The sequence below is a fragment of the Aquitalea magnusonii genome (genome assembly GCF_003202035.1).
In the GTDB taxonomy this organism is placed as follows: Bacteria; Pseudomonadota; Gammaproteobacteria; order Burkholderiales; family Chromobacteriaceae; genus Aquitalea; species Aquitalea magnusonii.
The window spans coordinates 91,042-113,224 of sequence record NZ_QJKC01000011.1 but is presented as its reverse complement, the minus strand read 5'-3'; the positions used below and the strand labels follow the sequence as shown (position 1 = coordinate 113,224).

19 protein-coding genes and 3 tRNA genes are annotated in these 22,183 nt (G+C 58.3%); 10 read left to right on the top strand and 12 right to left on the bottom strand.

Going from position 1 to position 22,183, the window contains the following annotated elements:
* The first annotated feature begins 6 nt into the window (after positions 1–6).
* On the top strand, positions 7–1,299 hold the full coding sequence (gene tcuC, locus DFR38_RS13085) for an MFS transporter (protein WP_059286020.1): 1,293 nt from the start codon (positions 7–9) through the stop codon (positions 1,297–1,299).
* 223 nt (positions 1,300–1,522) lie between these two features.
* Here the strand turns inward: tcuC and phaR are convergent, their stop codons facing one another.
* Positions 1,523–2,089 carry a polyhydroxyalkanoate synthesis repressor PhaR gene (gene phaR / locus DFR38_RS13080; protein WP_059286019.1) on the bottom strand — a complete coding sequence of 189 codons (567 nt, stop codon included), beginning with the start codon at positions 2,087–2,089 and terminating at the stop codon, positions 1,523–1,525.
* A gap of 209 nt (positions 2,090–2,298) precedes the next feature.
* Between phaR and DFR38_RS13075 the strand changes: the two genes are divergently transcribed.
* Positions 2,299–2,844: a phasin family protein gene (locus DFR38_RS13075; protein ID WP_059286018.1), complete on the top strand. Its 546-nt coding sequence runs from the start codon at positions 2,299–2,301 to the stop codon at positions 2,842–2,844.
* A gap of 124 nt (positions 2,845–2,968) precedes the next feature.
* Entirely contained in the window at positions 2,969–4,096 is a 1,128-nt protein-coding gene (locus DFR38_RS13070) for a M14 family metallopeptidase (protein WP_059286017.1), read from the top strand.
* Positions 4,097–4,164: 68 nt separating this feature from the next.
* Here the strand turns inward: DFR38_RS13070 and DFR38_RS13065 are convergent, their stop codons facing one another.
* The 3 genes from DFR38_RS13065 to ygfZ all read right to left on the bottom strand — a co-directional run bounded on the left by DFR38_RS13065 (position 4,165) and on the right by ygfZ (position 7,506).
* The gene (locus DFR38_RS13065; RefSeq protein WP_239688651.1) at positions 4,165–5,844 is read right to left on the bottom strand and encodes a hypothetical protein; all 1,680 of its coding nucleotides are present in this window, start codon (positions 5,842–5,844) and stop codon (positions 4,165–4,167) included.
* Between the two features lie 218 nt (positions 5,845–6,062).
* On the bottom strand, positions 6,063–6,371 hold the full coding sequence (locus tag DFR38_RS13060) for an H-NS histone family protein (protein WP_059286015.1): 309 nt from the start codon (positions 6,369–6,371) through the stop codon (positions 6,063–6,065).
* Positions 6,372–6,477: 106 nt separating this feature from the next.
* Positions 6,478–7,506: a CAF17-like 4Fe-4S cluster assembly/insertion protein YgfZ gene (ygfZ, locus tag DFR38_RS13055; RefSeq protein WP_059286014.1), complete on the bottom strand. Its 1,029-nt coding sequence runs from the start codon at positions 7,504–7,506 to the stop codon at positions 6,478–6,480.
* A gap of 230 nt (positions 7,507–7,736) precedes the next feature.
* On the opposite strand from ygfZ, the gene DFR38_RS13050 reads away from it, so the two are divergent.
* The 4 genes from DFR38_RS13050 (at position 7,737) to mscL (ending at position 8,648) form a co-directional block, all read left to right on the top strand.
* Positions 7,737–7,812: transfer RNA gene (locus DFR38_RS13050), tRNA-Asn, on the top strand.
* A gap of 33 nt (positions 7,813–7,845) precedes the next feature.
* Positions 7,846–7,921 (top strand) — tRNA-Asn (locus tag DFR38_RS13045).
* 25 nt (positions 7,922–7,946) lie between these two features.
* A tRNA-Asn gene (locus tag DFR38_RS13040) sits at positions 7,947–8,022 on the top strand.
* 164 nt (positions 8,023–8,186) lie between these two features.
* Entirely contained in the window at positions 8,187–8,648 is a 462-nt protein-coding gene (gene mscL / locus DFR38_RS13035) for a large-conductance mechanosensitive channel protein MscL (RefSeq protein WP_059286013.1), read from the top strand.
* Between the two features lie 71 nt (positions 8,649–8,719).
* Here the strand turns inward: mscL and DFR38_RS13030 are convergent, their stop codons facing one another.
* From DFR38_RS13030 to DFR38_RS13020, 3 genes are all read right to left on the bottom strand, one after another.
* Positions 8,720–10,438 carry a methyl-accepting chemotaxis protein gene (locus tag DFR38_RS13030; RefSeq protein ID WP_233170521.1) on the bottom strand — a complete coding sequence of 573 codons (1,719 nt, stop codon included), beginning with the start codon at positions 10,436–10,438 and terminating at the stop codon, positions 8,720–8,722.
* A gap of 279 nt (positions 10,439–10,717) precedes the next feature.
* Complete coding sequence (locus DFR38_RS13025; protein ID WP_110313505.1) at positions 10,718–11,329, bottom strand: methyltransferase domain-containing protein; 612 nt, start codon at positions 11,327–11,329, stop codon at positions 10,718–10,720.
* Between the two features lie 18 nt (positions 11,330–11,347).
* A complete protein-coding gene (locus DFR38_RS13020) occupies positions 11,348–11,743 on the bottom strand; it encodes a DUF1289 domain-containing protein (protein WP_059286012.1) in 396 nt (131 codons plus the stop codon).
* Between the two features lie 96 nt (positions 11,744–11,839).
* On the opposite strand from DFR38_RS13020, the gene DFR38_RS13015 reads away from it, so the two are divergent.
* The gene (locus tag DFR38_RS13015) at positions 11,840–12,088 is read left to right on the top strand and encodes a hypothetical protein (RefSeq protein ID WP_059286011.1); all 249 of its coding nucleotides are present in this window, start codon (positions 11,840–11,842) and stop codon (positions 12,086–12,088) included.
* A gap of 147 nt (positions 12,089–12,235) precedes the next feature.
* On the opposite strand, the gene DFR38_RS13010 is transcribed toward DFR38_RS13015, so the two are convergent.
* From DFR38_RS13010 to nosP, 4 genes are all read right to left on the bottom strand, one after another.
* Positions 12,236–12,592: a DUF779 domain-containing protein gene (locus DFR38_RS13010; protein WP_233170520.1), complete on the bottom strand. Its 357-nt coding sequence runs from the start codon at positions 12,590–12,592 to the stop codon at positions 12,236–12,238.
* A 198-nt stretch (positions 12,593–12,790) separates the two neighbouring features.
* A complete protein-coding gene (gene adh / locus DFR38_RS13005) occupies positions 12,791–14,311 on the bottom strand; it encodes an aldehyde dehydrogenase (protein ID WP_110313504.1) in 1,521 nt (506 codons plus the stop codon).
* A 267-nt stretch (positions 14,312–14,578) separates the two neighbouring features.
* Positions 14,579–17,182 carry a hybrid sensor histidine kinase/response regulator gene (locus DFR38_RS13000; RefSeq protein WP_244909905.1) on the bottom strand — a complete coding sequence of 868 codons (2,604 nt, stop codon included), beginning with the start codon at positions 17,180–17,182 and terminating at the stop codon, positions 14,579–14,581.
* Entirely contained in the window at positions 17,179–18,345 is a 1,167-nt protein-coding gene (gene nosP, locus DFR38_RS12995; protein ID WP_233170518.1) for a nitric oxide-sensing protein NosP, read from the bottom strand. Before nosP ends, DFR38_RS13000 begins: the two co-directional genes overlap by 4 nt.
* 321 nt (positions 18,346–18,666) lie before the next feature.
* Here nosP and DFR38_RS12990 point away from each other — a divergent pair, with 321 nt between their 5' ends.
* On the top strand, positions 18,667–19,320 hold the full coding sequence (locus DFR38_RS12990; protein ID WP_244909904.1) for a response regulator: 654 nt from the start codon (positions 18,667–18,669) through the stop codon (positions 19,318–19,320).
* 418 nt (positions 19,321–19,738) lie between these two features.
* The gene (locus DFR38_RS12985; protein ID WP_059285952.1) at positions 19,739–20,065 is read left to right on the top strand and encodes an HdeA/HdeB family chaperone; all 327 of its coding nucleotides are present in this window, start codon (positions 19,739–19,741) and stop codon (positions 20,063–20,065) included.
* A 102-nt stretch (positions 20,066–20,167) separates the two neighbouring features.
* Here the strand turns inward: DFR38_RS12985 and DFR38_RS12980 are convergent, their stop codons facing one another.
* Positions 20,168–21,796, bottom strand: a complete 1,629-nt coding sequence (locus DFR38_RS12980; RefSeq protein WP_110313502.1) for a methyl-accepting chemotaxis protein — start codon at positions 21,794–21,796, stop codon at positions 20,168–20,170.
* Positions 21,797–22,183: the final 387 nt, after the last annotated feature.

The following is a 22,183-nucleotide window of genomic DNA, read 5'->3' as shown; positions in this document are numbered from 1 at the left end:
GTACGCATGCAACAAGCGCCAGAGCGCCAGCACCCCGCCCAGTCCCGACTGGGTGCGGTACTGCGCGTGACCAGTGGCAATTTTCTCGAACAGTTCGATTTCTTTCTGTTCGGTTTTTATGCCACGTATATCGGCAAGGCATTTTTCCCCACCAGCAGCGAGTTCGCCTCGCTGATGCTGACTTTTGCCGTCTTCGGTGCCGGTTTCCTGATGCGCCCGCTGGGTGCCATCGTGCTGGGCAGTTATGTGGACCGCATCGGCCGCCGTCAGGGGCTGATTGTCACGCTGGGCATCATGGCCTGTGGCACGGTGCTGATTGCCTTTGTGCCGGACTACAGCCAGATCGGGCTGGCCGCGCCCTTGCTGGTGCTGCTGGGCCGACTGCTGCAGGGCTTTTCCGCCGGGGTGGAGCTGGGAGGGGTGTCGGTGTATTTGTCCGAGATTGCCACACCGGGTCGCAAGGGCTTTTACACCAGCTGGCAGTCGGCCAGCCAGCAAGTGGCCATTGTGGTGGCGGCGGCCATCGGCTATGGCATCCAGCAATGGCTGAGCCCGGCGCAGATTGCCGCCTGGGGCTGGCGCGTGCCGTTTTTCATCGGCTGCCTGATCATCCCGCTGATTTTCCTGCTGCGTGGCTCGCTGCAGGAAACCGATGCCTTCCTGGCGCGTCATCACCGCCCCAGCCTGCGTGAAATCTTTGCCACCATCGGCCTGCACTGGCGCACCATTGTGGCGGGCATGTTTCTGGTTTCGCTCACCACCACGCTGTTTTACTTCATCACCGTCTACACCCCCACTTTTGGCAAAAGCGTGCTGCACCTGAGCGCGCAGGACAGCCTGATCGTCACCCTGTGCGTGGGCCTGTCCAATTTCTGCTGGCTGCCCATCGGCGGCGCCCTGTCCGACCGCATTGGCCGCAAGCCCTTGCTGCTGGGTATTTCGCTGCTGGCCTTGCTGACCGCCTACCCGGCCATGGCCTGGCTGGGGGATGGGCCAAGCTTTATCCGGTTGCTGACGGTATTGCTGTGGTTCTCGTTTTTCTTCGGCATGTATAACGGTGCCATGGTGGCGGCACTGACCGAGGTGATGCCGGTGTATGTGCGTACCGTGGGCTTTTCGCTGGCCTTCAGCCTGGCCACCGCCATTTTCGGTGGCCTGACCCCGGCGGTATCCACCGCGCTGGTGGAAATGACGCACAGCAAGAGTTCACCGGCCTGGTGGCTGCTGTTTGCTGCGCTCTCGGCCTGCGTGGCAACGCTGCTGCTGTTTGCGCCGCGGCGGCATCAGCCTGCGGACTGACTGGGCATCCCAGACGCAAGCCAGGCAGGGCCTGGCTTGCGTCCACCCATTTCCCAGAGCGCCACTGCCGCACCTTCCGCGGCCCAGAATACTGGAGGCGCTGCCCTGGGGTCTGCGCTATCCGCAGCGGGCTGCCAGGGCAGCGGCGGGCCGCGACTGAAAACCGGAGGCTACAAAAGAAAAAGCCCGTCTGGTAACGGGCTTTTTCAGCATGCTGGGTTGATCAGGATTTGCCTGCATCATCCTTGCCGGGCGGCACATAGCCCGGGAAAGTGAAACCACTGAACAACTGTTTGGTTTGTTCCTGCATGCGATTCTGCATTTCCAGGAACATGCCGGTGCTCTGTTCCATATAACTGGACATGACATTCTGGATCGCCGGCCCCTGCAGCTTCATGAATTCGCCCCACATGGTGGTGTTGAACACTGCCTTGTCGCCATACATGGCGCGGGTTTGCTCCTGCAGCTTCTGCTGCATCTGCCCGAACAGCTGCAGGTTCTTCTCCAGGAAGGGCCCCATCATGCCCTGCATGGCCTGACCATAAAAGCGGATGAACTGTGTCAGCACTTCGTAGCTGAACATCGGCATGCCGCCATTCTCCTCCTCCAGGATGATCTGCAGCAGCACGCTGCGGGTGATGTCATCCTGTGATTTGGCATCGACAACCTGGATATCCACGTTCTCGAGCACCAGTTGTTTCACGTCTCCCAATGTGATGTAGGAACTTGTCGCCGTGTCATACAGGCGGCGGTTCGGGTACTTCTTGATGACCCTTTTTTCAACACTCATGTAACACTCCCGGATTATTGTCGTTGGTGTTGTGCACCCGCAATTTATCATAAATACAACAAGCTAGAGCAAAACTTCTATCCCCCTCGCGCAGTGCATGCTACATTTCGCACTTATTGTGCAGTGCAATATAAAACAAGAAAAAAAATCACAGTCAACACAGAGCTTGTCGGTCTTTTCTACGAAATCCAATGATGAGGGTTAAAAACATGTTCAATACCAACGATCAAATCAGCAAAATCTCCCTGTCCGGCTTTGAAGCCGCCCTGCGTGTTGCCCAGATCTCCCTGGACAGCGCCGAGCGCCTGGTCAAGCTGAACCTGGAAGCCTCCAAGCAAACCCTGGAAGAAAACGTCAAGGTCGCCAAGGCTCTGGCCGGCGCTGGCGATGCCCAGGAAGCCCTGAACCAGTTCAACCAACTGGCCAGCCAATCGGTGGACAAGGCTGTTGCCAACTCCCGCAACGTATACGAAATCGTATCCGCCGCGCAAAGCGAACTGTCCAAGCTGGCTGAAGAAAACCTCGGCAGCTTCAACAAGAACCTGATCACCGCACTGGAAGGTGCTGCCAAGAACGCCCCGGCAGGTTCCGACAATGCACTGAACGCCGTCAAGACCTCGCTGGCTGCTGCCGCTGCTGCCGTTAACAGCTTCAGCAAGGCTGCCCAGCAAGTTGCCGAATTCACTGATAGCAGCATCAAGGCTGCCAGCAGCGCCACTGCCGATGCAGTGAAGACCGCCACCAAGCGCGCCTGATTCACGGCTTCGCCTGCTGCAAAACCCCGCTTTGGCGGGGTTTTTTGTTTTGCATGATGCAAGCTGGCCGGCGCAGGTTTACAATTCTTTCTTTGAGTTCCAGCAAAGACCACGGGTTCAACGCATGAAAATCAGCAGCAACTTTGACGCAGGCAGCATCGAAATCGTTTCCATGGAGAGTTTCGACGACATCCAGCTGCGGATTCCCCATGACAATGCCGCGGACTTTGCTCAATGGTTTTATTTCCGGCTACAGGGTGCCGCCTATCAGGCTTGTACGCTGCGCTTTCTCAATGCCGGCGAATGCGCCTATCCGGAAGGATGGACTGATTACGAGCTGATGGCATCGTACGACCGCATCAACTGGTTCCGCGTACCTGCTCATTTTGACGGCCAGGTCATGACGGTTGAACATGTGCCGCTGGCCAATAGCGTGTATTACGCCTATTTCGAGCCCTACTCCCACGAGCAGCACCTGAATCTGCTGGGGCAGGCGCAAGGATCGGGCCTGTGCCAGATTCATGACCTGGGCTTTACCGTACAGGGCCGCGACATCAATTTGCTGACCATTGGCCATGAAGTCGAGTCTGATCTGAAAATCTGGGTGACCGCGCGCCAGCACCCCGGCGAAACCATGGCCGAGTGGTTTGTCGAAGGTTTCCTGAACCGCCTGCTCGATCCGCTGGATGCCACTTCGCGCGCCCTGCTGGACAAGGCCACCTTCTACGTGGTGCCCAATATGAACCCGGATGGCTCCATCCTGGGCAATCTGCGCACCAATGCCGCCGGGGCCAATCTCAATCGCGAATGGCTGGCACCATCGCAGGAAACCAGTCCGGAAGTACTGGTCGTGCGCAACAAAATGCTGGAGACCGGCGTTGACCTGTTCCTCGACATCCACGGCGACGAAAAACTGCCCTATGTGTTTGTCGCCGGAACAGAAGGCGTTCCTTCTTACAACGAACGCATCCGCCAGCTGGAAGACAAGTTCAAGCACTACCTGATGGTGGCCAATCCGGACTTCCAGGATGAATTCGGCTACGACAAGGATGCGCCGGGATCGGCCAATCTGAGCCTGGCCACCAACTGGGTCGGTGAAAACTTCAAATGCCTGGCCTTTACCCTGGAAATGCCGTTCAAGGACAATGCCAACCTGCCGGATGACGACTACGGCTGGAATGGCCAGCGCAGCCTGCGCATGGGCGAAGCAGCACTGACACCGATCTACGCGGTGATCAACGAATTGCGCTGATCACCCTGCAGCCAGCAAAAAGCCGGAATCGCGATTCCGGCTTTTTTGTTTTCCCCTGCCTGCAGCACTCACATGGCCAGTGGCAATCTTTCCAGCGCCTTCACCAGTTCGATTTCGGCCAGACACCAGTCGCTGCCTTTTTCCAGCACCTTGCCCAGCGCAATCTGAAAGTGTTTGCCGCGTGCCGTCATGTAATACTGCCGGCCCAGGGTATACACCGAAATCGGCATGATCAGGGCATTGATACGCCGCCCTCCGCGATCAAAAGGCACAAACAAGGCGATATGCCCGGCCAGCCACACCATGTCGGGGGGCAAGGTGGGATCGATCAGCTTGCTGTCGGTTGGGCGAATGGAGGCCGCCACCGGTCGGGTACACAGGGTCTCCACCCCCAGATAGATGCGCTCCCGCTGATTGGCGCGTTTGACCCGGCGCACCAGCCCCAGGCTCCAGTTGGCACTGTCCACATCGCGATAGCCTACCAGGCTGCCCAGTGTCACCCACTCATTGCCCAGCGAGTCCAGCGTCACGCCAAGGCCGCTCTGGCTGACATTCTCGACCGACCAGCGCAGGAACTCGTCGCGCAAGGGTTGTGCCGCCGGCGTCGCATCGCCGGTCATGGTCAGCGGAGCCAGCGCCAGCGTGCTGCGATCACGCTTGCGGCTGGTGACAAAGCCATAGATGCGAATATTGGCGGCATCATCAAAACTGTCGTTGTCGGTATGCCGCGCCTGCGCCTGTATGGCCTCATCTGGCTGCCGAATCAGCCGGTGCAGGGTTGACAGGCGATGCGCCACTTCCAGATTGCGGTTTGTCACGGCAACCCGCTCGGCCCGCTCGAAGCGCATCGGCTTGGCCGACCATTCACGGCACAGCATGTGCAGCAAACCGGCATCAATGCCAGGCTCGATCAATGGCTTGAGTTCCGGCGGCACCCGCCCGCCTTCCATCACCGTGGCCCAGCTATGGATGATTTCCACCATATTGGCGGTACTCCAGAAACGGGCAGAATCACTGACAAAGCTGGGATTGGCACGTGCGGCTGGTTTGGCCTCGGCCAGTGTCACGGCAAAGCTGGCCTCTTCATCATATTGCGGATGCAGCGACATGCGATTGGAAACCAGGCATAACAACTGGTAGGAGAAATTGAATTGGCGCAGGCTGAGATTGCCACTACTTAACAAGGACAACATCAGCATGATGAGGTATTGATCCTGCACCGTCGTACCGGGGCTGTCCTCTCCGAATAAAAACACCGGAGTCGAGTCAATACGTCGCTGCTCTGCCAGGCGATAAAGCTGATTTACATTCAGCCAGAAAACATCATCCGGAGTGAAATGCCGCAGGTATTGCCAACGGGCGAACTCACCAAAAAAATGCATCATGCGTACCAATACCAGGGGCAGCATGGCACGGATCCGCTCTTCTTGCTGCATGTCGGTATCAACCGACAAGGCTCGCTGATAAAACTCGAGAAACTGCTTGCCATAAGCCAGTATCTGCGAACGCAACTGCCCTTCCAGCACCTTGGGCATACGGGAATTCATGAAATATTGCGTGCACAGGTTTTCATGCAGCGGCTGGATTTCCAGATTGAGCGTCAACACGGCATCCAGCAAATCCGCCGTCACATGGGGAGACAGCGCATTGACCTCGGCCAGCATCTCGGTAATTCTCTCGTGCGCAGCCGCGCCATACTCTTGCTTGAGAGTATCGGCATAAACCTTGGCAGCAGCAGCATTGGCCAAAGGATCTGACTTGTTCTTTGAGCCTCGGGAGAAAAAGTCCAACATGGCGTAACTTTCAGTCTGTCATCATGACGGGATCAAGGCGAACCCGGAGCTTGCGCTAGTCGGCCCTACCAGTATTTATACAAGCCGGCAAATCAGCAAGAAGAACTTGTGCCACAAAACAAAAAGCGCCCGTGCAGGCGCTTTTTGTCAGGCACTTGGAAGACAGTGTCACATCAGATAGCGAGATCTTCAAGCGTTTTGCCAGCATTCAGCAGTTCTTGTACCCAAACCGGCTTGCGGCCGCGACCAGTCCAGGTCAGTTCGGCATTTTCCGGATGACGATACTTGGCTTCAACCGGCTTGCGCACGGTGGCACCCACCTTGCCCAGCACCTCTTCCACGCTCAGACCATAAGCTTTTGCCAGCTCGATGATCTGCTTCTTAGCCTTGGATTTTTCTTCAGATTCACGACGCTTGATTTCGTTTTCAACGTCGCCTTTCAATGCTACCAGTTCAGTAAAACTCAGATTGCTGATATCCATTTTGCCGCCCTTATTATTCAGTTGGAGAACCACTGATTCAATTTAGCCAAAAGCCCATCGACTAGTCAAGGCAATGTGGTTAAATTTCAGCAAACAAGGCAACAGTTTATTCATCCTGAGTAGGATATGGCAATGCCAGAGGCTCCAGCGCATTGATATATTCAGCCTCCAGATAAATACCCTTATCCCAGCATGCCGACTGCACCACGACCAAAGCCTCATACTCGCACTCTGCCACCTGACAAATAGCCGCCACCATCCCGATGGACTGTTCAGGCAGCTCCGGGCTGAATAACTTGCTGCCAACCGCAGCAAATCGGGCCAGCCGGGCTTTGTATAAGCGCCGCTTGAGCTTACCCAGATATTGGGTACGCGCCACAATTTCCTGGCCTGGATAACAGCCCTTTTTAAAGCTGACGGCGCCAATGACTTCCATATTTGCCATTTGCGGCACGAACTGTTCTTGGGTGGCCAGCGTCACCCAGGCAATGCCCGCATCAATATCCCGAATCGCCCAGGCAGCAGCAGACACGGCAACCGCATCCACCGCCTGCAGCAATGCCGGCAATGTTGAATCAATCACCGGATAGACAAGATAACCACCCTCCGGCAAGGCTATCGCAATATCTCCACCCTGCTGCATCACCGTGAGCGGCTGCGGCTGTCGCAGCGTGAAATGGGCTTCCACTACTTGCTCCAGCCTTGCCCCGCGCACACCAGCCACGTGCACCTCTGCTGCATCCAGCAAAGCGACTTTTACTTTGGATCGCATGACAAACATGGTCAGACGCTTGGCAATGGCAGCAGCAATATCCGCCGACAGCAGCAGAAAATAACTGTCCTCATGCTGCCAGATAAGAAAGCTGGCCAGCATGCGGCCCTTGGCGGTGGAGTAGGTGCTGAATTGCGCATGGCTTGCCGTCACGTCCCGGATATCGGCAGAAAACTGCCCCTGCAGAAAGCTTTGCGCATCCTCGCCCGTCACCCGGATGATTGCCAGGTTATCCAGCAGTGCAAGCGCATTGCCGGTACGCACGGCAGCGACTTGCGCCAGAAAATCGGAAAACGACAGCCGCCCTTCCTGGTCGATCTGTCCCTGATTCTTGTCTACCCACGACTGCCACAGCTGGTTCATGTTGCGATACCTGTGATTAAGCACACTAAATTAGTCAAGAATTTTACTTTTTTCAGCTGATTACTGCCAGCACCACCACATGCCGGGAATACATGCTGCGGTGATATTCTTTTTGCCTCATGCACTTAACCAACACACGCTCTGCAGCGGTTTAAAAAGCTGGCATTTTCCATGGGCAAAGCGTTGACAGGCCTGATTACCATCGGTATAGTTCGCACTCTCTTGGATGTTCCCTGATAGCTCAGTCGGTAGAGCGACGGACTGTTAATCCGCAGGTCGCAGGTTCGAGCCCTGCTCGGGGAGCCAAGACCCTACAATTTATTGTGCATTGCCGGTTATTCCCTGATAGCTCAGTCGGTAGAGCGACGGACTGTTAATCCGCAGGTCGCAGGTTCGAGCCCTGCTCGGGGAGCCACCCCTACAATGCCAAGCCAGTTTATTCCCTGATAGCTCAGTCGGTAGAGCGACGGACTGTTAATCCGCAGGTCGCAGGTTCGAGCCCTGCTCGGGGAGCCAGACAAAAGCCCGCTTTGATAGCGGGCTTTTTGCATTGCCATTGCCGCTTCCTTTTGACAAGACCTCACTTTCTCGCAAAGAATCGTCTGACTATCACAGCGGTTTATTCGTGCTAAAATAAGCATTGATTAACTCTGTATTAAACAATAACCATAGGATCAGCCATGTCCATTCTGAAGGAATTCAAGGAATTTGCTGTTAAAGGCAATGTCATCGATCTGGCCGTCGGTGTGGTCATTGGCGGTGCGTTCGGCTCCATCGTCAAATCGCTGGTCGACGATGTCATCATGCCCCCCATTGGTCTGCTCGTCGGCAATGTCGATTTTGCCAACCTGTTCTTCGTATTAAAGGAAGGCGCCAAGCAAGCCGGGCCTTACGCGTCGGTGGCCGCTGCCAAGCAGGCAGGTGCGGTGACCATGAATATCGGCCTGTTCATCAATTCGCTGGTCAGCTTTACCATTGTGGCCTTCGCCATCTTCATGCTGGTGAAGGCCATCAACAATCTCAAGCGCGAGGCGCCGGTTGAAGCAGCCCCGGCAGCAGCCACCAAGGAATGCCGCTACTGCCTGTCCTCCGTGCCGGAGAAGGCCAGCCGCTGCCCTTGCTGCACCTCGCAGCTGGATTGATGCACTGGTGCAGGTTCCGATAAAAAAAAAGAGGCCGTATGGCCTCTTTTTTATTTACTGCCTGACTGGCTTTAGCGCCGGCCTTTTTTCTCCAGACCTGCTGCCTCCAGCAGACTGCCGGGATCAAAGCCCAGGCGCAGCGCACCCCAGTGCCTGCCATCGATAAACACCGGCAGCGTCAGTTCAGACAAAATCTCGCCGGTATCGCGCATATAGGTATGCAGCAGAAAGGGCTCGGTATTGCGCGCCGACTTGAGGCCGGCCGGATCAGCAAAAATGCGCTTGTCACGACTGTTGACCAGATCTTTTTGCTCATCACCAGTCAGGGGCTGGCTATACCAGCTGTTATGGGTAGGCGCATAGCCATTGTTGTCGACCAGCAGGCAGAAGCGCCCTCCCACCACATCCCGCACCAGACTGTCGTAATGCGGCTGTACCAGACCGGCCAGCTTCTCGTCATAGGCCGTATGGTATTTGCTGGGTTTGCTGCCGGGGATGGGCTGGTAGCGCTGATCAAACACATTGACGCCGGCTTTTTGCTGCTGCTGCAACACGCCCTGCAACTGATCGCGCATATTGCGCGCCAAGCCTATCATGCGGTCAAACTCACCTTCGCCAATCACGAAGCGCGATACCATTTCCTGCACCTGCTCGGCCACGCCGGACAATTCGTCGGCAACCTGCTCGGTATGGTTGAGGCGTTCGGTTACCTGCTGGCCCAGATCGTGAATTTCCGATACATGGCGGTTTACCTGGCGATTGGTTTCGGCGAAATCTTCCATGGTGCCGGCGATTTGCGTCAGACTGCTGGCCGTGGCTTCGAAATCACCCATCATGCGGCCGAAGTGCTGCGAGGCACGCGATACCACTTCGCGCGCCTGATGAGTTCCGGCCGTGATTTCGTTGGTTTCCACCTGGGTATCCGACACCAGCCCGAGCATGCCGTCGATATTGCTGGATATTTCGTCGGTAGCCTTTTTCACCTTTTCCGCCAGCTTGCGCACTTCGTCGGCCACCACCGCAAAACCACGGCCGCTCTCGCCGGCCCGTGCTGCTTCGATGGCCGCATTCAGTGCCAATAGATTGGTCTGGTCGGAAATATCCTTGATCAGATCGACAATGGTCTTGATGCTGGCCGAGCGCTGACTCAGGTCCTCTACCGTTTCGTTGAAGTGACCGACTTTCTGGCTGATGTCATAGATGCGGTCGGCCACCGTTTTCAGCTCATCGTAAGACTCGCGTGCCACGTCCAGATTGGACAGGGTGGACACGGAAATGCTTTGCGTCTGACCGGTGACCTGATTGATGCCGGTGGTGGTCTGATCGCTGGCATCGCGCACGCGGGTGGCGAATTCATCCTGGCGTACCGCACTCCCCAGGGATTCACTGACATTCTTGCGCGTACGCGCGGAATCCATGGCGATACGCACAGTCATCAGCCGCACATTGCTGATGATTTCGCGCATTTTCAGTTGGAAGCGATTATAGGAGACGGAAACATCGCGGATTTCATCATAGGTGATGGCCGGGATATCGCGTGACAGATCCCCCTCGCCGGCGCCAATCTCATTGAAGATGCCGATAATCATTTTCAGCGGCCGCACGATAAGATAGCGCAGATACCAGACCATGAAGCTGGTAAAGGCCAAACCCAGCACCCACAGACAGCTGCCCCAGAAAATGGCGCTGTCGATACTGGACAGGATGTGGGTGGAGACGGTACTGGGGACCGCCGGATTATTCAGCTGGCCACGAATGTCGGTCAACACCAGATATGAATAAGCCAGCATGATCAACTGGAACAGGCTCAAACAAAAGAAACTGCACAATTTCCTGGTCAGGGTATTGAAAAACGTTTTTTCGACCAAGGCATATACGCGCCAGAACCAATCCATGCTCTCTCCTTACGACCTGCTGATATTGCTTGTTATATGTTTAAAGCGGGCGCTACATTTTTACCTGAAATCTGTGAAATAACCAATCCCAATTGCAATAAAAATGACCATTATCAAGCTCCTCACTCAGCCATTTCACAGCAAGCACAAACAGTCACGACAGAATATGAAAGATTATTCCGCGGGCCTGCCGTCAGCAGCAGGCTTGCGCTGCCATACCATCCAGAACTCCTGCCCGGCAAACACCGGCAAAGTCGCGCCAGCCGGCTGGCAATCCATCAATTCAAAGCCCTCGGCCAACAGTTGCTGCAAGGCCTCGCGGCTCGTGCCAAAAGGGGGACCTTTGGCTTTATCCGCCAGAAAGAACACCCCGGCCAGATATGCGCCACTAGGAATCAGTTGCATCATCTTCTGGGTATAGTCCTTCCACCGCCTCGGCGGCAAGGCGCACAAGAAGGCTCGTTCAAATACCAGGTCATAGTGTGCTGCGGCATCCAGGGCAAAGAAGTCGGCCTGCCACAAGCGCACCGGACTATCCTGCAGTGCGGCCGCCGCCCGCCTGATGGCTTCGTGGCTGAAATCGATGGCATCCACCTGCATGCCGGCCTGCAACAGCCAGCGCACATCTGCCGCCGAGCCACAGCCCGGTAGCAAGACCCGGCTTCCCGGCGGCAGGCTGGCGATGAAACGCTGCATCAGCACATCCGGCTGCGCCCCCTCCCATGGGGTGACGCCCTGCTGGTAGCGCACGTCCCAGAAGTCGGGCAAGGAACTGTCCTGCGCCATATTTCAGTTCTCCATTAACTACTGATTGATCAGCGCCACATACTGACGCAATTGCGCCGCAACGCCATCCACGCCTTGCTGCACATCCAGTGGCAGCGAGCGGCCATCGGGCAAGCGCAGCTGCACGGTGGCGGACTGCATGCGGATGAACAGTGGCCGCCCATTCAGCGACAAGGTCCCCCACTCTTCGCCATCCAGCAGCTGCAGGTCGAGCAGCACCCCCAGCCGCTCTGCGATATCCAGCAAAGCTTGCCGCTGTGGCAACTGCTGCCATACCTGTTCGCGTGCGGATTCATCCATGAAGCACCAGTTGGATATTTCGGCAAAGCTGCGACCGCAGCCGCGGCAGACATTGTCTCCCACGGCAGTCGTGCAGCGGGCAATGCAAGGGGAATCGGGACGCTCAAGCGCCATGCGCCACTCCTGCCTGAAACACTTCTGTCATATTTCTTGACTTTCTCAATAAAACTGTCAGATAAATGAAAGGTCGCTGCAACAATAAAGACACAAATGCCACGCAACGAATTATTGGTGTTCCGGATACTACGCATTTTGCGGCTGAAACAGGTGCAATATCTGGACGAGCGCCAGCTGATCGCCGCCATTCGCCGCGAAACGGGTGATGAGTTCAACGACCAGACCATCCATGAGCATCTGCGCCACATGCAGCAGCATGGGCTGCTCAAACCGGTCAATCTGCGTCGGATCAATGGCTATGCACTGGACTGGGCCGGCTACGACTACCTGGACGCATCCTGAATCAGCCTGGCCGCTCGCAGGCCAACATCAGCCCACCAGTACGATACAAAGCAAAAACCCCGGCTAGCGGGGTTTTTCGGCTCATGGCCAAGTGGCCTGCACATTCCTACCCGGTCATCACAAGGATGGCCGTATTGTAACCGCCAGTCAGGGCGGTGCGCTGCATTGTTGCCCGTCCGCAGCCAGTTCCTCCTCGCTCAACAAGCGCGACAGCGTGACAAAGCGCATCCCTTCGGCCGACTCCAGGGAAAAGCCACTGCCACGCCCCGGCAAGGCATCGATGGTCAGGACGCAGTTCTGCCAATAGCCATACAGAAATTCGCTGATGTAAAAAGGGCAGCCGCCGATTTCTCCCAACAGGATGTCATGATCGCCAACACGGAATTCCTGCTGGGTAAAACACAGTGGCGCACTGCCGTCGCAACATCCACCAGACTGGTGGAACAGCAAGGAACCATGGCGCTGGCACAACACCGACAATAGTTCCGCAGCACGCTCTGTCATGTTGACTCGGGAAATCATGTCACCCCTTTTTTGCGAGATACCGGCGGCGCCAAAGCGAGAGCGGCTCACGCCACCCCCAAGGAGGACCGCTGCTTGCAAGCGGCCATGCGCCCGCGGGCATGACCGTAAAAAACCGCTGCCGGCAAGCTGCTGGCGCGCATCCGGCCGCGCCAGCGCTCAGCGGCCGACAAGGGCTGCTTAGAAGAAGCCCAGGGCCTTCGGGCTGTAGCTCACCAGCAGGTTCTTGGTTTGCTGGTAGTGGTCGAGCATCATCTTGTGGGTTTCACGACCGATACCGGACTTCTTGTAACCACCAAAGGCTGCATGCGCCGGATACAGGTGGTAGCAGTTGGTCCAGACACGGCCCGCCTTGATCTCGCGACCCATGCGGTAGGCGGTATTGCCATCACGCGTCCACACACCGGCCCCCAGGCCGAAGGCGCTGTCATTGGCAATATGCAGGGCTTCCTCCTTGTCCTTGAAGGTGGTGACAGCCACCACCGGCCCGAAGATCTCCTCCTGGAACACGCGCATCTTGTTGTGGCCGGCCAGGATGGTGGGCTGCACATAGAAGCCCTCGGCCAGCTGACCACCCAGATGGGCCTGACCACCACCGGTCAGCACCTGGGCGCCTTCGGCGCGGCCAATGTCGATGTAGGACAGAATCTTGTCCAGCTGCTCGCGCGAAGCCTGGGCACCGATCATGGTGGCCATGTCCAGCGGATTGCCCTGCCTGATGGCCTGGACGCGGGCCACCGCACGCTCCATGAAGGCCTCGTAGATCGATTCCTGCACCAGCACGCGCGACGGGCAGGTACATACTTCCCCCTGATTGAGGGCAAACATGGCGAAGCCTTCCAGCGCCTTGTCGAAGTAATCGTCGTCCTCACGCATCACGTCTTCGAAGAAGATATTGGGCGACTTGCCACCCAGCTCCAGCGTTACCGGGATGATGTTTTCGGCGGCGTACTGCATGATCAGGCGGCCGGTGCCGGTTTCACCGGTAAAGGCCACCTTGGCAATGCGCGGGTTGGTGGCCAGCGGTTTGCCAGCTTCCACACCAAAACCGTTCACCACATTGAGCACGCCGTCCGGCAGCAAGTCGGCAATCACCTCCATCAGCACCAGAATCGCCATCGGGGTCTGCTCGGCCGGCTTGAGCACGATGCAGTTGCCGGCAGCCAAGGCCGGTGCCAGCTTCCAGGCGGCCATCAGCAGCGGGAAGTTCCAGGGAATGATCTGCCCCACCACGCCCAGCGGTTCGTGGTAGTGATAGGCCACGGTGTCTTCGTCCAGCTCGGACAGCGAGCCTTCCTGGGCACGCAGGCAGGCGGCAAAGTAGCGGAAGTGATCAACAGCCAGCGGCAGGTCGGCCGCGTTGGTTTCGCGAATGGGCTTGCCATTGTCCAGTGTTTCCACCAGCGCGAGGAAAGGCAGGTATTCCTCCATGCGGTCGGCAATTTTCAGCAGCACATTGGCACGCACGGCGGGAGCAGTGCGCCCCCAGCGGTCAGCCGCGGCATGGGCGGCATCCAGTGCCAGTTCGATGTCTGCCGCGGTGGAACGGGCAATGTCGCACAGCGGCTTGCCGTCTATCGGGCTGATATTGGTGAAATACTGCCCTTGTACCGGCGCCACCCAACGGCCACCGATAAAGTTTTCGTAGCGGGACTTCAACGGGATCTTCTTGCTGAGTGCGGCGAGTGCTTGCTGATACATGACGTTGCCTCCTGGCTATTAGAATCGGAGCGCCGGCAATTGCAACCGGCAGCCAGGTCATTGTGCGAAATTGTGTCGCCCTGCTCTATTCGACTTTGGTCTTAGACACGGCACCTAGCCGGCAGCCTTGCGCCGAAACAGCGTGATCACGTCGCCGCACTGCGCAGTAGCGCCGCCTGGCCGCAGGCCGCCACGCCAGTCCCGGCAGATGGCACCGGGCACACCCAAGCAGCCCATGGTCGGCAGCGGGGACAGGCGCCCGCCCGCTCAGCCCGCACGCTGCGGCACCGCCAGCTTGCCCAGATGGCCGATCAGCGCACGCAGCCTGGCCGGCCGAACCGGTTTGCTAAGCAAGGACCAGCCTTCGCCTGCGATTTCGGCAGCCACTTCCGGGCTGCGGTCAGCCGTGATGATGGCGGCGGGAATCTTCAGCTGCAGCTGGCGACATAAGGCCAGGATGACTTGCGGCCCACTGACGCCATGATCCAGGTGGTAGTCGGCCAGAATCACATCTGGCGGGCGACTCAGCTGCGCGAGCAAGGCCCGGGCCTCGTCCAGGCCGGCCGCCGCCAGCGGCAGGCAACCCCAGCCGGAGAGCAAGGTGGTCATGCCGGCCAGGATCGCCGCTTCGTTGTCGATCAGCAAGATGGTCAGGCCCTGCAATTCCGATGGCAGCACGGTACTGATCCCTTCCTGCTGTCGTGGCATGGCGCTGGCAGCCGCCTGCTCGCCATAGGGCAGGACAATGCCGAAAAAAGAACCGCGCCCATGCTGTGAGCGCACCACCAGCCGGTGTTGCAAGCGCGTGGCCAGCCGCTTGACGATGGCCAGCCCCAGCCCCAGGCCCTTGCTGCACATGGCGCGATGCTCGGGCAGGCGCTGGAATTCCTCAAAAACCTGCGCCAGCTTGTCGGCCGGAATGCCCTGCCCCTGATCCCACACGCCAACCAGCACGCCTTCGGCGGTACGGCGGGCGGCCAGCAATAAGCGACCATGCTCGCTGTAGCGCAAGGCATTGCTGAGAAAATTACGCAGGATGCGGCTGAGCAAGACCCAATCGCTGTACACCACGGCAGCACACAGATGACTGCGCAGGCTCAGCCCGCGCTCGGCCACCAGCGGGCTGAATTCGATGCTGAGCTGACGCAGCAGCTGGTCGATATGAAAGTGGCTGCGCTCCACCTCGATGGCACCGGCATCGATGCGTGACAATTCCAGCAAGGTGTTGATCAGATCATCCACCGCCTCCAGCGAAGTGGCCGCATGCTGCACCAGCCGCATGTTCTCACTGCTGGCCTCGCGTTCGGCCAGGCTGGCCACAAACAGCCGCGCGGCATTCAGTGGCTGCAGCAGGTCGTGGCTGGCGGCGGCAAAAAAGCGCGTCTTGCTGCGGTTGGCTTCTTCGGCGGCAACAATGGCCTCCTGCAAGCGGCTATTGGCACGGCGCAGTTCGCTGGTGCGGGCGGTGACCCGCAGCTCCAGTTCCTGCTTGGCCTGCGTCAGCAGCTGCTCGGCACGGCGGGTCTGGGTAATGTCCTGGATCAGCGCGTAGAAGCCATGTACCACGCCATCTTCGCCAATATGCGGAATAAAGGCCGCCTGGGCGTACTCCACCGCCCGCTTGGGAGCCGGCATTTTCAGTTCAAATACCGACGACACCCCGGCCAGCGCACGTTCGACAAAATGCCGGCGCGGATCGTACAAGTCCGGGCCCAGCACCTCGCGCAGGGTACGGCCATTGATTTCCTGCACCGGCAGGCCAAACCAGTCCTCGTAACCCTTGTTGGTGAAGCGGTAAACCTGGTCTTTATCGACATAGGAAATCAGTGCCGGCAGCGCATCGGTAATCAGCCGCAGCTTGGACTCGCTTTCGCGCAGGGCCAGCTCGTCACGCTTGCGGGCCGTGACATCGCTGCAGGTAATCACAAAGCCGGCATTGGGCATGGGGCAGGATTCGATTTCCAGCACCAGACCGCTGGCGGTTTCCACCTCGTAACTGCCATTGACCGGGCAGAGCAGCGGTATTTCCGCGCTGGCCGGCAAGGCCTGCCCCACGCGCAAGGCTGCCGGCGGCAGCCCGGCCAGCTCGCAAAAACGGTGATTCCAGGCCAGCAGCAAAGAATGGTGATCAAACACCGCAATACCCTGGCGCAGGCTGTTGACGGTAGCCTCCAGCAACTGGCGGTGGGCCGCCTGATCCTGCTGGCGCAGGCTCTGCTCCTGCCGTTTGATTTCGCTGATATCGGTATAAATGGCCACCCGGCCACCGTCGGCAGTCTGGCGTTCGCTGATGCGCAAATAGCGGCCGTCGCTGAGCGCCTCCAGATAGCTGCCACTGCTGTCGCGGTGCAGCTGGATACGCTGCTCGCGCCAGCGGTCGACCTGACCCAGCGCCTCCAGCGCGCTGCCGGAATCGGCCAGATGGTCGAGGTATTCGGCAAACTGCATGCCGCTGCGCACATGCCGCCGCAATGCCGGCTGCAGCTCGACAAAACGCTGGTTGAAACGCACCAGCCGGTCGTGCTGGTCCCACTGGGCAAAGCCGTCGGCGATGGTATCCACCGCCACCACCAGCCGGTTATTGGCTTGCTCGGCCGCCAGCCGGGCTTCTTCCAGTGCGATATTGCTGGTTTTAAGGTCATTCATGGCCCGCTCCAGTGCGTGGGTACGCTCCTGTATGCGTTTTTCCAGCTCGGCCGATACCTGGAAGATGGTAAAGGAATTGCCATTGTCGGCCATGCCGCTTTCCACGCGGTAGATCAGCGCCTTGTTGATCTTGCGCAGCTTGGCATTGTCCTTTTCCAGCCGGGCAATGTGCTGCAGCAGCTGTGATCGGTCGGCCAGGGCTAAATCGATCTCCTGCTCCATCATCCCGCTCCGTGTGTTGCAGACGGCCCGGCGGCATAGCCGATGGCAATGCCGGTAAAGGTCTGGTTGACATGCATGGCATTGAACTGCTCGCCATAGGTGTTGAAACCCACGACCCGGTTTTGCACCAGCAAAGCGGACAGACGGCTCTGCGCGGCGGTATTGCTGATCATGATGCGCCGCAAGATGCAGTCACAGCCCAGCACCAGCTGCAAGCGGCCCAGCTTGTCACGGACCTGGGAAAAAGTGTGGGCCAGGCTGGCGACCAGATCCTGCGCTTCGGTCCCGGACAGCACCACGCCCTCGTCCACACTGCAGAAAAAGGATAGCGACAAGTCATCGTTGACGCGCTGGATGGAGCGCGCATAAGGCACGCCGCCCACTTGCAAGACCAGCGGGTGGGCGGCAAAGGTGTGCGGGTCCAGCTGATCGGGGTCCAGCCCCAGCAGCCGGCAGTATTCCGCCGCCGCCGGTTCGGCATTGATCTCGGTCACCAGCCGGCTGTCGGCATCCGCTTCGGTAATCACCATGCGCTCGCCACTGCGGGCGGCATGCTCGGACTTGAACATCTCGAAGGGATGACGGCTGGCCACCATCACAAAAGCCGCGCTATTGCTGTGAAAGCGCCCGCCCAGCAGGATGGCGGTGTTTTCGAAACGCATATTGTCGCCGGCGGATCCGCCCAGCAAGGGAATATGCCCCAGCGCCGACGACAGCCGGCTGGCCACCCGCTCCTCGCAGGCCGCCAGCCCGTCGATCAGCATCAGGGCAAAGCTGTTGCGGTCGATGGCCTGGCCGCTCTTGCGCGCCAGCTCATGGCGCGAGCTCATCACCGCCTCGAAGGCATCGGCCAGTTCGAATGTGTGCAGATTGTCCAGCCGCGCCGCCACGGCAAAAAAGTCGGGCTCGGCAAAACTCACCCCGCTGATGCTGCCCTGCTGGTAGCCATGGCAGCCGATTTCGCCCGCTGTGGTACACCCCACCACCAGCGCATCGCCAAAATGCCGGTGCAGGCAGGGGCCGAGGCGGGCCAGATCGTAGGCCGGCGAAATGAACAGCAATACCAGTGCGAGATCTGGCTGATGCAGCTGCTGAAACAGCTCGGCGGCAGCCAGTGCGGGATCCTGCTGCTGGGTACTGCCCAGCAACACCAGGTTATTGTCCATCTTGTCTCCACCTTGCCGCCGCGCCACGGCGGGCGGCGACCTTGTCATGCTATTGGCCGGTCTGTTGCCGGCTTGGACCATGCCCCGACCGCTGCCATGCATCAGACGGGGCTGAGGCATGACGGCGACTGACAGGCAGCTTCATTCTAGCGTGAGCAGCCGGCCAGATCGCCCATGCCTGCGCGCAATCTGCCGCAGGTGGCAAAATGGGGGAGCTGCCATGCAGCGGACATGCTGCCAGCATTGGCCGATTCAAGCTATAGTCTTGGACGCCGCCGCTGCCCGGCCGCGCCATTTTTGCGAGACTGAATCGATATGGAAATGAGTGTACTGATTGCCGACGACCACCCGCTATTTCGCGAAGCCTTGAAGGACGTGGTGCGGGAAGTGTTTGGCCCGGACATCCGCCTGATCGAATGCACCACGCTGGCGGAAGCCAGCGCTGCCATCCACGACGACAGCCTGGAACTGGCACTGCTCGACCTCAACATGCCTGGCATGCAGGGTCTGAACGGCGTCGCCAGCCTGCGCCGCAGCGCACCGGTCGTGCCGCTGGTGGTGGTGTCGGCCGACGAGCGCAGCGAAGTGGTGCAGGCCGCGCTGGCACTGGGCGTCTGCGGTTTCATTCCCAAATCTACCCCGCGCCAGCAAATGGCCGAAGCGGTACGCCGCATCAGCGCCGACGGCGAAATCTATCAGCCCCCCACCCTCGCCGGCCACGATACCAATAGCCCGACGCCCCTCCCGCTCACGGCGGAACAACAAGCCATGCAAACCCGGCTTGGCAGCCTGACCCGTCAGGAACGTTGCGTGCTGGAAGCCATCGTCGCCGGCAAACCCAACAAGATTGTGGCGCACGAACTGAATATTGCCGAGAGCACGGTCAAGGCGCATGTTTCCGCCATCCTGCGCAAACTGGAAGTCAGCAGCCGCACCCAGGCGGTGATCAAGGCCGGTCCCCTCCTGGCGGGCTAAGCCCGGCCCGCAGCACCGACTTTGCAGTCGCCTGCCGGCATCGGTGCATCCCATCCGGGGTAGCGGCGCAGTTGCGTGGGCCAGTCCTGGTCGCAGGACAGGAAGCGGGCCCATCCGGGCCTGGCGCCGGCGGCACCCTGTTCAGCCCGGAAAACACCGCGAGTCCGCTGTCCAGGCCTGCTCACCGAGCCAAAACACGCGCTGGCCCCAGCAGTAAATAATGATAATAAATTCAGACACATAGATATTTCGTCTTATTAAGCGCTGAATAATCCCTGCCTATAGAGAAAATTCATAAAACCGAACGGAAATATCGACAGCAGCTTGCCTTGACCAAAAAAATGCAGAATCGGAGGATGGCAACACCCGAAGCACTTGCGTTTTGTTTCGGCAATTACCTTCACAAAGGAATCCAAGCATGTCTGCAAAACTGAAAATCATGGTCCTGATCACATTGCTCGGCAGCTCTGCCTTTGCCGCTGCTGCCAGCAGCAACACTGGCAAACAGAATGCTTCCGGCAACAAATCGAGTGCCAAATACGCCATCACGTGTAACGACTATCTCATTCTCAAGGAAACAGACAAGCCCATCATCCTTGGCTACGAAATCAGCAAGCACAAAAGTGGCAAGGTAAGCGCCACCGAAATCATTGCTGATGTCGAAAAAGTTCGCCCGGAGATTGATGAATACTGCAAGGTGCACAAAGAAAAAACCATGTGGCAAAAGATCAAGAGCGTGCTCTGAGCCGGCGCATTAAACCGCCTCCACTCAGCCTGGGCTCGTGGTAAATGACAAGGCCCCGTCGCATCCGCATGCGACGGGGCCTTGCTCATGCACCCGGCACGATCAGACCTGATACTGTGCCACCGCCTTGCCCATGCGCTCCACATTAAGCTGCAAACGGGTCGATGCCGCTTCGGTGGCATGTGCCACTTCCAGGTTTTTGCCAGTCAGCGCGGCCACCGACTCCAGTCCCTGGCCCATCAGGTCCATGCCCGTTTTCTGTTCATCGGCAGAGTGACTGATTTCCGCCACCATGCTGACTGCCCTGTCCATTTGCACGCTGATTTCGTCCAGCACCGCATGCGCCTGATGCACCAGCTCGACACTGGTCCCGACTTGCGCCGCACTCTGGCGCATGCCGCTGACCGAGCCTACGGTATCGGCCTGGATGCGCGAAATCATCTTGTCGATTTCCTGAGTGGCATTGGCCGTGCGCTCCGCCAGCTTGCGTACTTCATCGGCCACCACGGCAAAGCCACGCCCGGTTTCACCGGCGCGGGCGGCCTCGATCGCGGCATTGAGTGCCAGCAGATTGGTCTGATCGGCAATATCCTTGATCACACTGGCCACCTTGCCGATGTCTTCGGTACGCTGCCCCAGCTTCTCCACGGTTTCCGCCGAGCTGGCAACCGTAGCCGCCAGCTCGCGTATGGTCTCACTGGCCCGCTCCGACAAGCGTGCCGCCTCGCCGGCCTTGCTGCCGACATCCCGCGTCACGGTTTCGGTGTCATGCGCGTGCTGAGCGATCAAGCCTATCGATGCCGCCAGCTGCTCGATAGTAGCCGCCGAAGCCGTAGTCTTTTCGGTTTGCAATGATGCGGAGGAAACCAGCGACACCACGCTTTGGTTGAGATTGCCCGAGGTATCCTGCACATTATTGGCCGAATTCATCATCACCTGGATGGTGGCGCTGACCGCCGCAGTCTGATTGTCCAGCGCCGCCGCAATCTTGCTGATCAAATCATTGTGCGTGGGTTGCAGATTGGCACGCAGATTGCCTGTCTTGAGCAAGTCCAGCAAAAACTGGTGGATGCGGCCCAGCCTACCGACCACACCCGGCAGGATGAACACCACAGCCAACACGCAGGACAGCAAGGCCAGCACCGCGGCCCCCTGAAACCAGGGCATGAAGCTGCTCTGGCTGCTGGCCACCAGGCCCAGCAACAAGGCGAATGCGGCCAGCACCTGCACCGCGTAAAGCTGGAAAACAAAACCGCTCAACGCTTGCAGCAGTTGCGAGCGTTTTTTTACCACACGGCCATTTTCGATAGCCAGGGAACGGTCGCCCTGGCGGATGCGGCGGTATAGCAGTTCGGCGGCAGCCACTTCATCGCGACCGGGAGGCGTCCGTACCGACTGGTAGCCGACGATCTGCCCATGCTCACGCACCGGCGAGGCATTGGCCCTTACCCAATAAAAACCGCCATCCTTGCGCCGGTTTTTCACCAGCCCACGCCATGGCCGCCCCTCCTTCAGATTGCGCCACATATCGGCAAATGCCTCGACCGGCATGTCCGGGTGCCGGATCAAATTATGCGGCTGGCCAATCATTTCCTCCTGCTCAAAGCCACTGATCTGGGCAAAGGCTTTATTAGCCTCGACGATATTGCCCTGGGTATCAGTACGCGAATAAATGAACACGCCATCCGGAACGATGGTTTCCTGCTGGTTAACGGGTTGATTATTTCTCATATCTTTTTGTTTTATTTGGTTTTTATCAGGAAAAAGTCATGCTGCAATCAGAAGAGTATCGCCCGCTCATCCGGCAGACTTTCTGGCGTACAAGAGATCGAGCCCTATTGCAATCGGATGATGGCGAATAATAAGCTGATTAAACCAGAGCAAATGTAAAGAGGCACTGATTCAGAACAAAAAACAATAATAACTGTATGGTTTTTGCACTTTAGCCAAAACTGATGCAGATCCTGGCTTACAGGCTTTTTTTGCCGAGCGCGGAATAAGAATCGGCAAAGCCAGCACTGCGGCTAATGTGCCGAGTCAGTGACGCCAGCGATTGCCCCAGCCACCCGGCGAAATGAATTTGATAGAGACAAACAAGCGAGGAGAGAATAAAAGGAC

Coding starts and splice junctions, on each gene's coding strand:
- DFR38_RS12980 (WP_110313502.1), bottom strand. CDS start 21,796: ATGAGAAATAATCAACCCGTTAACCAGCAGGAAACCATCGTTCCGGAT.
- DFR38_RS13015 (WP_059286011.1), top strand. CDS start 11,840: ATGCCACGCAACGAATTATTGGTGTTCCGGATACTACGCATTTTGCGG.
- DFR38_RS13030 (WP_233170521.1), bottom strand. CDS start 10,438: ATGCTGGCTTATTCATATCTGGTGTTGACCGACATTCGTGGCCAGCTG.
- DFR38_RS13075 (WP_059286018.1), top strand. CDS start 2,299: ATGTTCAATACCAACGATCAAATCAGCAAAATCTCCCTGTCCGGCTTT.
- DFR38_RS12985 (WP_059285952.1), top strand. CDS start 19,739: ATGTCTGCAAAACTGAAAATCATGGTCCTGATCACATTGCTCGGCAGC.
- adh (WP_110313504.1), bottom strand. CDS start 14,311: ATGTATCAGCAAGCACTCGCCGCACTCAGCAAGAAGATCCCGTTGAAG.
- DFR38_RS13025 (WP_110313505.1), bottom strand. CDS start 11,329: ATGGCGCAGGACAGTTCCTTGCCCGACTTCTGGGACGTGCGCTACCAG.
- DFR38_RS13070 (WP_059286017.1), top strand. CDS start 2,969: ATGAAAATCAGCAGCAACTTTGACGCAGGCAGCATCGAAATCGTTTCC.
- DFR38_RS13060 (WP_059286015.1), bottom strand. CDS start 6,371: ATGGATATCAGCAATCTGAGTTTTACTGAACTGGTAGCATTGAAAGGC.
- ygfZ (WP_059286014.1), bottom strand. CDS start 7,506: ATGAACCAGCTGTGGCAGTCGTGGGTAGACAAGAATCAGGGACAGATC.
- mscL (WP_059286013.1), top strand. CDS start 8,187: ATGTCCATTCTGAAGGAATTCAAGGAATTTGCTGTTAAAGGCAATGTC.
- DFR38_RS13020 (WP_059286012.1), bottom strand. CDS start 11,743: ATGGCGCTTGAGCGTCCCGATTCCCCTTGCATTGCCCGCTGCACGACT.
- phaR (WP_059286019.1), bottom strand. CDS start 2,089: ATGAGTGTTGAAAAAAGGGTCATCAAGAAGTACCCGAACCGCCGCCTG.
- tcuC (WP_059286020.1), top strand. CDS start 7: ATGCAACAAGCGCCAGAGCGCCAGCACCCCGCCCAGTCCCGACTGGGT.
- DFR38_RS13010 (WP_233170520.1), bottom strand. CDS start 12,592: ATGACAGAGCGTGCTGCGGAACTATTGTCGGTGTTGTGCCAGCGCCAT.
- nosP (WP_233170518.1), bottom strand. CDS start 18,345: ATGGACAATAACCTGGTGTTGCTGGGCAGTACCCAGCAGCAGGATCCC.
- DFR38_RS12990 (WP_244909904.1), top strand. CDS start 18,667: ATGAGTGTACTGATTGCCGACGACCACCCGCTATTTCGCGAAGCCTTG.
- DFR38_RS13000 (WP_244909905.1), bottom strand. CDS start 17,182: ATGATGGAGCAGGAGATCGATTTAGCCCTGGCCGACCGATCACAGCTG.